Annotated in this window: 9 protein-coding genes; 6 read left to right on the top strand and 3 right to left on the bottom strand. The window is 61.7% G+C overall.

Annotated elements, in window-relative coordinates:
- Positions 1-355: 355 nt before the first annotated feature.
- The gene (locus HV796_RS18065) at positions 356-1,132 is read right to left on the bottom strand and encodes an enoyl-CoA hydratase (protein ID WP_175227853.1); all 777 of its coding nucleotides are present in this window, start codon (positions 1,130-1,132) and stop codon (positions 356-358) included.
- Positions 1,133-1,266: 134 nt separating this feature from the next.
- On the opposite strand from HV796_RS18065, the gene paaN reads away from it, so the two are divergent.
- The 4 genes from paaN to paaK all read left to right on the top strand — a co-directional run bounded on the left by paaN (position 1,267) and on the right by paaK (position 5,723).
- A complete protein-coding gene (gene paaN, locus HV796_RS18060; protein WP_175227852.1) occupies positions 1,267-2,958 on the top strand; it encodes a phenylacetic acid degradation protein PaaN in 1,692 nt (563 codons plus the stop codon).
- 125 nt (positions 2,959-3,083) lie between these two features.
- Entirely contained in the window at positions 3,084-3,875 is a 792-nt protein-coding gene (gene paaG, locus HV796_RS18055) for a 2-(1,2-epoxy-1,2-dihydrophenyl)acetyl-CoA isomerase PaaG (protein WP_175227851.1), read from the top strand.
- A gap of 1 nt (position 3,876) precedes the next feature.
- Positions 3,877-4,338: a hydroxyphenylacetyl-CoA thioesterase PaaI gene (gene paaI, locus HV796_RS18050; protein ID WP_175227850.1), complete on the top strand. Its 462-nt coding sequence runs from the start codon at positions 3,877-3,879 to the stop codon at positions 4,336-4,338.
- Positions 4,339-4,418: 80 nt separating this feature from the next.
- Positions 4,419-5,723 carry a phenylacetate--CoA ligase PaaK gene (gene paaK, locus HV796_RS18045; RefSeq protein WP_175227849.1) on the top strand — a complete coding sequence of 435 codons (1,305 nt, stop codon included), beginning with the start codon at positions 4,419-4,421 and terminating at the stop codon, positions 5,721-5,723.
- A gap of 8 nt (positions 5,724-5,731) precedes the next feature.
- On the opposite strand, the gene mltA is transcribed toward paaK, so the two are convergent.
- Positions 5,732-6,964, bottom strand: a complete 1,233-nt coding sequence (mltA, locus tag HV796_RS18040) for a murein transglycosylase A (RefSeq protein WP_175227848.1) — start codon at positions 6,962-6,964, stop codon at positions 5,732-5,734.
- Here mltA and HV796_RS18035 point away from each other — a divergent pair.
- Positions 6,885-7,100: a hypothetical protein gene (locus HV796_RS18035; protein ID WP_175227847.1), complete on the top strand. Its 216-nt coding sequence runs from the start codon at positions 6,885-6,887 to the stop codon at positions 7,098-7,100. The genes mltA and HV796_RS18035 overlap by 80 nt on opposite strands.
- Before the next feature lie 39 nt (positions 7,101-7,139).
- Here the strand turns inward: HV796_RS18035 and apaG are convergent, their stop codons facing one another.
- The gene (gene apaG / locus HV796_RS18030; RefSeq protein WP_175227846.1) at positions 7,140-7,514 is read right to left on the bottom strand and encodes a Co2+/Mg2+ efflux protein ApaG; all 375 of its coding nucleotides are present in this window, start codon (positions 7,512-7,514) and stop codon (positions 7,140-7,142) included.
- A 264-nt stretch (positions 7,515-7,778) separates the two neighbouring features.
- On the opposite strand from apaG, the gene rpe reads away from it, so the two are divergent.
- Positions 7,779-8,462, top strand: coding sequence for a ribulose-phosphate 3-epimerase (gene rpe / locus HV796_RS18025; RefSeq protein WP_175227845.1), 684 nt, complete (start codon positions 7,779-7,781; stop codon positions 8,460-8,462).

Raw genomic sequence — 8,462 nt, 5'->3', positions numbered from 1 at the left:
GGCCCCAAGACCATCGTGCGCCGCCATCAAGCGCCCACACTTATCGACTGTGTATTGTTAAAGATCGCTTCACGCAAAAAGGCCGGATCGCTCAACCACCGCACCCCACCACCTTCCTGCGTGTCCGCCGCGCGTTGCAGCAGAGAAGCGAGATTATGCAGACTTCCACTCACACCGTCAACAGGTTTTTAACTTCACCAACCCCGTCACACGCCGCGCAAAGCCCCGCCATTACTGGCGCTCCCGCCTTCCGCACCCTCCCGCTTATGCCTCGCAACGAGGCCGCTCAGAGCGCGAAAGACCGAGATTCTAGTCACTCGCCGCAGCACGTGCAAGTGGTATTTGAAGACCGATGCTATCGATGCTTGAACTCAGGTTTGCGTTTCTCGAGAAACGCCGCCATCCCCTCTTTCTGATCTTCAGTAGCGAACAGCGAGTGAAACAGCCGGCGCTCGAAGTGCACACCTTCAGCCAAGGTCGTTTCATATGCGGCGTTGACCGACTCCTTCACCATCATCACGGCTTGCAACGGAAACTCGGCAATCGTCGTGGCCGCTGAAACTGCTTCGTCGAGCAGCGACGCCGCCGGAACCACGCGTGACACGAGCCCCGCGCGCTCGGCCTCGTCCGCATCCATGAAACGCGCCGTCAGGCACATGTCCATCGCCTTCGCCTTGGAAACGGCGCGCGGCAAGCGTTGCGTTCCGCCAGCACCCGGCATGACGCCCAGCTTGATCTCAGGTTGACCAAACTTCGCGGTATCCGCCGCGATGATGATGTCGCACAACATGGCCAATTCGCAGCCGCCGCCCAATGCAAAGCCCCCCACCGCAGCAATGATTGGCTTGCGAATCTGCCGGACCGCCTCCCAATTTCGCGTGATGTAGTCGCTCTTGTACGCGTCCATATAGGAGTACTTCGACATCATCGAGATATCGGCCCCCGCAGCGAACGCCTTTTCGCTGCCGGTCACGATCATCGCCCCGATGTTGTCGTCCGCGTCGAATGCACGCAGCGCTGCACCTAGTTCGTCTATCAGCGCGTCGTTTAGTGCGTTGAGCGCCTTCGGTCGATTCAGTGTGACGAGACCGACCCTGCCTCTGGTCTCAATCAGAATGTTTTCGTATGCCATGCATCCTCCGAGGTTGTACTGACAGTGCGCGAAATTTTTTGCGCACGCCGCTAACAATGCTACCATTCACCAACCAACCGGTCGGTCAATTATTCGACGAGACCTTTTCCAACCCGTCCCGCATCGCTTCCGCCATGACCCATTCGCTATTCAGCAAGCACGAAGACACGCTGCAAAAGGCGCTCGCCGCAATCGAAACGCGCGGCTACTGGAGCCCGTACGCCGAAATGCCTAGTCCCAAAGTGTACGGGGAAACGGCTCATGCCGACGGTGACGCCGCGTTCCGCGCGCATCTGAACCGCATCTTCGAGATTGACCAGCCAACCAACGGCAACACGGTGGGCTCCGAAACGTCTCCATTTGGCGTTCCGCTCGGCATCCGGTATCCGCAGGCCGACCCGGCCGCGCTAGTAGACGCAGCCGTATCCGCACAGCGCACCTGGCGGGATGCGGGTCCGACAGCGTGGGTCGGCGTGAGCCTTGAAATTCTTGAACGGATCAATCGCGCCAGCTTCGAAATGGGCCATGCGGTCATGCACACCACTGGCCAAGCCTTCATGATGGCCTTTCAAGCCGGTGGTCCGCACGCCCAGGACCGCGCACTCGAAGCAGTCGCCTACGCGTGGGACCAGTTGCGCCGCGTTCCGGCCGATGCACACTGGGAAAAACCGCAAGGCAAAAACCCGCCGCTCGCGATGCACAAGCGCTTCACGGTTGTCCCGCGTGGCACCGGTCTCGTGCTCGGCTGCTGCACGTTCCCGACATGGAACGGTTACCCGGGCCTGTTCGCCGACCTCGCGACCGGCAACACGGTGATCGTCAAGCCGCATCCGGGAGCGATCCTGCCGCTCGCAATCACCGTTCGCATTGCTCGCGACGTGCTGCGAGAAGCCGGCTTTGATCCGAACGTCATCACCTTGCTCGCGACCGAGCCGAATGACGGCGAACTGGCCCAGCAACTCGCACTGTGCCCGCAGATCAAGCTGATCGATTTCACCGGCAGCACGCAGAACGGCACCTGGCTCGAACATCATGCGCATCAGGCACACGTATTCACCGAAAAGGCCGGTGTCAACCAGATCGTGATCGACTCGGTCGACGACATCAAAGCCGCCGCCCGCAACATTGCGTTCTCGCTCGCGTTGTACTCCGGCCAGATGTGCACCGCACCTCAGAACATCTATGTGCCTCGCACCGGCATCAAAACCGCTGAAGGCGCAATGACCTTCGACGCCGTCGCGCAAGCGCTGGCCGCCGCCGTCGAGAAGATACTCGTGGAACCGGCAAAAGCAGTCGAACTCCTTGGCGCGATACAAAACGACGGCGTGATGCAGCGCATCGACGAAGCGCGCAAGCTCGGTGGGATTCTGGTCGACAGCCGGGCGCTCGAGCACCCGGCTTTCCCCGATGCGCGCGTGCGCACGCCACTCGTTTTGCAACTGGATGCCGCTACCGATTCGGCGCAATTCACCAAAGAGTGGTTTGGGCCGATCTCGTTCGTCATCGCAACCGACTCCACCGATCAGTCGCTCGATCTCGCCGCGCATACCGCCGCTGAACATGGCGCCTTGACGCTCTCGGTCTACAGCACCGACAACTCGGTGATCAAAGCAGCACACGAAGCGTCACTACGCGGCGGCGTCGCACTGTCGATCAATCTGACCGGCGGCGTATTCGTCAATCAGTCAGCTGCGTTCTCCGATTTCCATGGTACCGGCGCGAACCCTGCTGCGAATGCGGCGCTGACCGATGCAGCGTTTGTCGCCAATCGATTCCGCGTTGTTCAAAGTCGCATTCATGTTGAACCGAAAGCGGTCACCGCGTAAGTCGGCCAAATGGCATATGCCATTTGGCCGACTGTTGCCAAACAGCGCGGGGCTCTAACATGAATCAAGGGTCGACTTTCGCCGACCCCGCTGTGCCGACCGTCACCCGTGGGAGGAGACATCCGATGGCAAATGAAGCGATCCGCGTAGTCAACGATTCGACGAGCCACGTCGTCACAATCACGCTGAACCGTCCCGACAAGCTCAATAGTTTCACACGTGCGATGCACGAGGAACTTGCGGCGGCACTCGATGAAGTTGACGCGGCTGGCGCTCGCGCGCTTGTGCTTACCGGTGCCGGCCGAGGCTTTTGCGCGGGCCAGGATCTCGCGGATCTCGACTTTACGCCGGGCACGATGACCGACCTCGGCGACGTGATCGGTCGGCATTTCAACCCGCTGATACGCCGGATTCAGTCATTACCGCTGCCGGTTATCGCGGCGGTCAACGGTACGGCCGCAGGCGCCGGCGCGAATCTCGCACTCGCCTGCGACATCGTGCTTGCGTCGCGCTCGGCAAGTTTCATTCAGGCTTTCGTCAAGATCGGCCTCGTGCCGGATTCCGGCGGCACGTGGTTCCTGCCGCAGCGCATTGGCATCGCGCGCGCACTTGGCCTCGCCATGACCGGGGACAAACTGAGCGCGGAAAAAGCGGAAAGCTGGGGACTCGTCTGGCAAGTGGTCGACGATAGTGAATTACTCCCGACAGCAGCGAAACTGGCTGCGCAGCTCGCTCAACAGCCCACCAAAGCCATCGCCGCCACCAAACTGGCAATGCGCAAGGGCATGACACAAACGCTCGATCAGCAACTCGACCTCGAGCGCGATCTGCAGCGCGAACTGGGCGCGTCACACGACTACGCGGAAGGCGTACGCGCGTTCATCGAAAAACGCACCCCGCGCTTCGAGGGCCGCTGATATGTCGACGCAATCTGAACGCAACGAACCGATGTCCGCCGACGAACTCGCGCGCGCGACGGCCGCTGCAATGTTTGAGGCAGACGCCTGCAGCCGCGTGCTCGGACTTGAATTGCTGGAAGTCCGGCCAGGCTACGCGCGCATGCGAATGCTCGTGCGTGCCGATTTTCTGAATGGACATCGCATCTGCCATGGCGGTCTCATCTTCACGCTCGCCGATTCAACGTTCGCGTTCGCGTGCAACTCGCACAACATCAACACCGTTGCGTCCGGCTGCTCAATCGAGTTTCTCCGGCCCGTGCATGGTGGAGATCTGCTAACCGCGGAAGCCGTCGAACAGTCATTGACCGGCCGCACCGGCATCTACGACATACGCATCACCAATCGCGCGAACGAAACCGTCGCGATGTTCCGCGGCAAATCCACGCAAATCAAGGGCACGGTGATCCCCGCGGACAGGTAACGGCGAACCGGCGATTGCCAGGCGTCGCGTCGCCGCCGCACCGCGCTGCACCCATTCAAAAAAGCACCAGGAGACACTCGATGACCCACTCGCTTCCGCTCGATCCGATCGAACAGGCGAGCCGCGACGAGCTTGCCGCGCTGCAGCTCGACAGGCTGAAGTGGTCGCTCACGCATGCCTACGAAAACTCGCCGGTATATCGCCGCAAGTTCGACGAGGCCGGCGTCCACCCAGCCGATCTGGAGACGCTCTCTGACCTGTCGCGCTTCCCGTTCACGACCAAGAAAGATCTGCGCGACAACTACCCGTTCGGTCTCTTCGCGGTGCCGCAGGAACGCATCGCGCGAATTCACGCGTCATCGGGCACGACCGGCAAGCCGACTGTCGTCGGCTACACCGCACGCGACATCGACACATGGGCGTCACTCGTCGCGCGCTCGATTCGCGCAGCGGGCGCGCGTTCGGGCGACAAGGTCCACATCAGCTACGGATACGGTCTCTTTACCGGCGGGCTCGGTGCGCACTACGGTGCTGAGCGCGCGGGTCTCACGGTAATCCCGTTCGGTGGCGGTCAAACGGAAAAGCAGGTCCAGCTGATCCAGGACTTTAGCCCGGACATCATCATGGTGACGCCTAGCTACATGCTGTCGCTCGCCGACGAGTTCGAGCGGCAGGGCGTCGATCCCGCGCATAGCTCGCTGCGAGTCGGCATCTTCGGCGCGGAGCCGTGGACCAACGACATGCGCTGCGCGATCGAAGCACGCATGGGCATCGATGCGGTCGACATCTATGGGCTGTCGGAAGTGATGGGACCAGGCGTCGCGTCGGAATGTGTCGAAACCAAAGACGGCCCGACCATCTGGGAAGACCATTTCTACCCCGAAATCGTCGACCCAGAGACGGGTGAAGCGTTGCCCGACGGTGAACTCGGCGAACTGGTGTTTACATCATTGACGAAGGAAGCGCTGCCGATCATCCGATATCGGACTCGCGATCTGACGCGCCTGCTGCCCGGCACTGCGCGCACAATGCGCCGCATGGAGAAAATCACCGGCCGCTGTGATGACATGATGATCGTGCGCGGCGTTAACGTATTTCCAACGCAAATCGAGGAACTGCTGCTGAAACAGCATGCGCTCGCACCGCACTATCAGATTGTGCTGACCAAGGAGGGGCCGCTCGACGTGATGACAATCAACGTCGAACCATGCCCCGAGACGGCACCGGACTCGCCGGCGCTCAACACGGCACGAGACACGCTCGCTTACGACATCAAGGCGCTGATCGGGGTGACGGCAATTGTCAACGTGCTAGCGGTGAACGGCATCGAGCGCTCGGTCGGCAAGGCGCGCCGCGTCGTCGACAAGCGCAAGGGCGGCGCCTGATACGGCGTTCACGAGTTCGGCAACAGCAGCCACATCCTGCCGTTCTGCTTCATCTTGCCGGCCAGATCGCCCGCTTCGTCGCCGAGCCCCCAGAAGTAGTCGGCTCGCACGCCGCCTCGAATCGCCGTGCCGGTGTCCTGTGCGAACACAAGTCGATTCATCGGCGCGTTGGTCATCGGCCGGGTCGTCTGTAGAAACACGGGCGTACCGAGCGGAATCGACGACGGATCCACCGCGATCGAACGCTCCGGCGTAAGCGGAACGCCGAGTGCGCCGATCGGACCATCGGCTCCGCCACCCGGCGCCGGATCGGCTGGCGTCATCTCGCGGAAGAATACAAAGCGCGGGTTCGTGTCGAGTAACGCATCGACGCGCGTCGGATTCGCGCGCGCCCATGCCTTGATGCCCTGCATCGTCCCCTGCGCAGGCGTGATTTCGCCATGGTCCAGCAACCAGCGGCCGATCGACCGGTACGGCTGATTGTTCGTCCCGCCGAAGCCCACTCGCATCACGCTGCCGTCTTCCATCACGATGCGTCCCGACCCTTGCACTTGCAGGAAAAACGCTTCGATCGGATCGTCGACCCAGACAAGTTCGTTGCCGTCCAGCGCGCCAGCGCGCTCGAGTTGCGAGCGCGCCGGCAGCGACTCGCCTGCGCGGTAACCGGCCGGCCAACGGTACAACGCGGTCTGATAGACGCCATGTCGCGTGCGCGAACCATGCAGCAACGGCTCGTAGTAGCCGGTCACGAGTCCGTCGAGCGTGCCGTCGGCGTTCGCGAACTGGAACGGCGTGAAGTAGGTTTCAAAGAAGGTCCGCGCCCCGGCGACGTCGAGATCGTCGATCTGCTCGACCGCCACGCACGCACGCTGCCAGTTCGGTTGACGTGCGAGCCTGACGCAGTTTTGCCGCAACGCAGCCGTCGCGCCGATCAGCGAATCGTCCTGCCAGCCCGGCACCTGCTGCCACGCGACCGGTGTCAGTCGCGCGGCGGCGATCTGCCCCGGGATAAGCGCCGCGCCGGTCGGCGGATTCCCGGACGGGCGAACCGTCCCACGCCCGCCGCACGCGGCAAGCATCACCGCCATCGAAACCGACACGGCCCAAAGCGCGGCGCCGCGGACAAACCGCATACAATGCTCGTTCTTGATGGAAACCGCTATGTCTGATCTGCTCGACGAATATCCGATGCTCATCTTTGCGCTGGAGTCGTTTCTGGCGCTGTTCCTGCTCGTCTTCATCGTGGTATGGACCACGTCCGGTAAGAAGAAGATGGCGCGCAAGGAACAGCAACTGAGGCAACAGGCACAGCAAGCGCAGAACACGCCGCCGGCGCAGAACGCGCAAGCGTCCACGCAGCAGCCACCGCGCCGCTAGCCGGCCCGGAAGAAAACGGGGGAATGAATCCGCGCCGCTTCAATGCAGCGTGCGCGGCATGCGCAATACGAATTCAGGCACCGGCGCTTCGAAACGCTCGCCGTCTTCCGCCACACAGAAATACTCGCCCCGCATCGTGCCGACGGGCGTCGCGATCACGGCCCAGCTCGTGTATTCGAATTGCTCGCCCGGTTTGAGAAGCGGCTGGTGCCCGACCACACCCAGACCTTTCACTTCCTGAACGTGGTTTTCACTATCTGTAATGACCCAGTGGCGAGCGATCAGCTGCGCGGGCGCCTGCCCGGTATTGCGGATGGTCAGCGTGTACGCGAACGCATATTGACGGCGTTCCGGATCCGACTCATCAGGCAGGTAACGCACCTGCGTAGACACGCTGAATTGATACTGACTCATCCTGTTGCCTGATTCCAAAGTAGTGCGGCCTGCGTAAAACCTCGGATGAGGCCCGTTGCGCAAACCGGTGCGAACGCCAATGCGGGTCTGTAAGAAAAAACCGTTCGCGACAGACTGCGACGCGTTGCAGACGGGCAGTTCGTGATGAATTGGCATTCTGCTTGATGAAACGCACGCCCGCAACCGCGTAGGCCATCCGGACAAGGCTTCCACACGCATGTGACGGTAAAATAACGCTTTTCGCCAAACCGTCCGGCCTCCGACATGACGCAATTCCACATCGCCCCCAGTATTCTGTCCGCCGATTTCTCGCGACTCGGTGAAGAAGTCCGCAACGTGGTTGCCGCCGGTGCGGACTGGATCCACTTCGACGTGATGGACAACCATTACGTGCCTAATCTGACCATCGGTCCGCTCGTGTGCGAGGCGATCCGCCCGCACGTGCAGGTGCCGATCGACGTGCACCTGATGGTGCGCCCGGTCGACCGCATCGTGCCGGACTTCGCGAAAGCCGGCGCGAACGTGATCAGCTTTCACCCGGAAGCGTCCGATCACATCGACCGCACGCTGACGTTGATTCGCGATCACGGCTGCAAAGCCGGCCTCGTGTTCAACCCGGCCACGTCGCTCAGTTACCTCGACCATGTGATGGACCGCGTCGATCTCGTGCTGATCATGTCGGTGAATCCGGGGTTCGGCGGGCAGTCGTTCATTCCCGAGGCACTCAACAAACTGCGTGAAGCGCGCGAGCGCATCGACGCATACCGGGACAAGACCGGCCGCGAGATCCATCTCGAAGTGGATGGCGGCGTGAAGATCGACAACATCGCGCAGATCGCGGCTGCCGGCGCGGATACCTTTGTCGCCGGTTCCGCCATTTTCGGACACCCTGACTACAAGGCCATCATCGGCCAGATGCGCAGCGCCCTCGCCAACATCGAGCATTGA

It is taken from the genome of Paraburkholderia humisilvae, from assembly GCF_902859855.1.
GTDB classification, from domain to species: domain Bacteria; phylum Pseudomonadota; class Gammaproteobacteria; order Burkholderiales; family Burkholderiaceae; genus Paraburkholderia; species Paraburkholderia humisilvae.
The sequence above is the reverse complement of the archived record's forward strand: the minus strand, read 5'-3'. Positions and strand labels throughout refer to the sequence as shown.

What these genes read in the sequence shown, in the direction of transcription:
- HV796_RS18035 (WP_175227847.1), top strand. Translation starts at nt 6,885, where the DNA reads ATGTCTGATCTGCTCGACGAATATCCGATGCTCATCTTTGCGCTGGAG.
- paaN (WP_175227852.1), top strand. Translation starts at nt 1,267, where the DNA reads ATGACCCATTCGCTATTCAGCAAGCACGAAGACACGCTGCAAAAGGCG.
- mltA (WP_175227848.1), bottom strand. Translation starts at nt 6,964, where the DNA reads ATGAAGACGAGCAGGAACAGCGCCAGAAACGACTCCAGCGCAAAGATG.
- rpe (WP_175227845.1), top strand. Translation starts at nt 7,779, where the DNA reads ATGACGCAATTCCACATCGCCCCCAGTATTCTGTCCGCCGATTTCTCG.
- paaK (WP_175227849.1), top strand. Translation starts at nt 4,419, where the DNA reads ATGACCCACTCGCTTCCGCTCGATCCGATCGAACAGGCGAGCCGCGAC.
- paaI (WP_175227850.1), top strand. Translation starts at nt 3,877, where the DNA reads ATGTCGACGCAATCTGAACGCAACGAACCGATGTCCGCCGACGAACTC.
- apaG (WP_175227846.1), bottom strand. Translation starts at nt 7,514, where the DNA reads ATGAGTCAGTATCAATTCAGCGTGTCTACGCAGGTGCGTTACCTGCCT.
- HV796_RS18065 (WP_175227853.1), bottom strand. Translation starts at nt 1,132, where the DNA reads ATGGCATACGAAAACATTCTGATTGAGACCAGAGGCAGGGTCGGTCTC.
- paaG (WP_175227851.1), top strand. Translation starts at nt 3,084, where the DNA reads ATGGCAAATGAAGCGATCCGCGTAGTCAACGATTCGACGAGCCACGTC.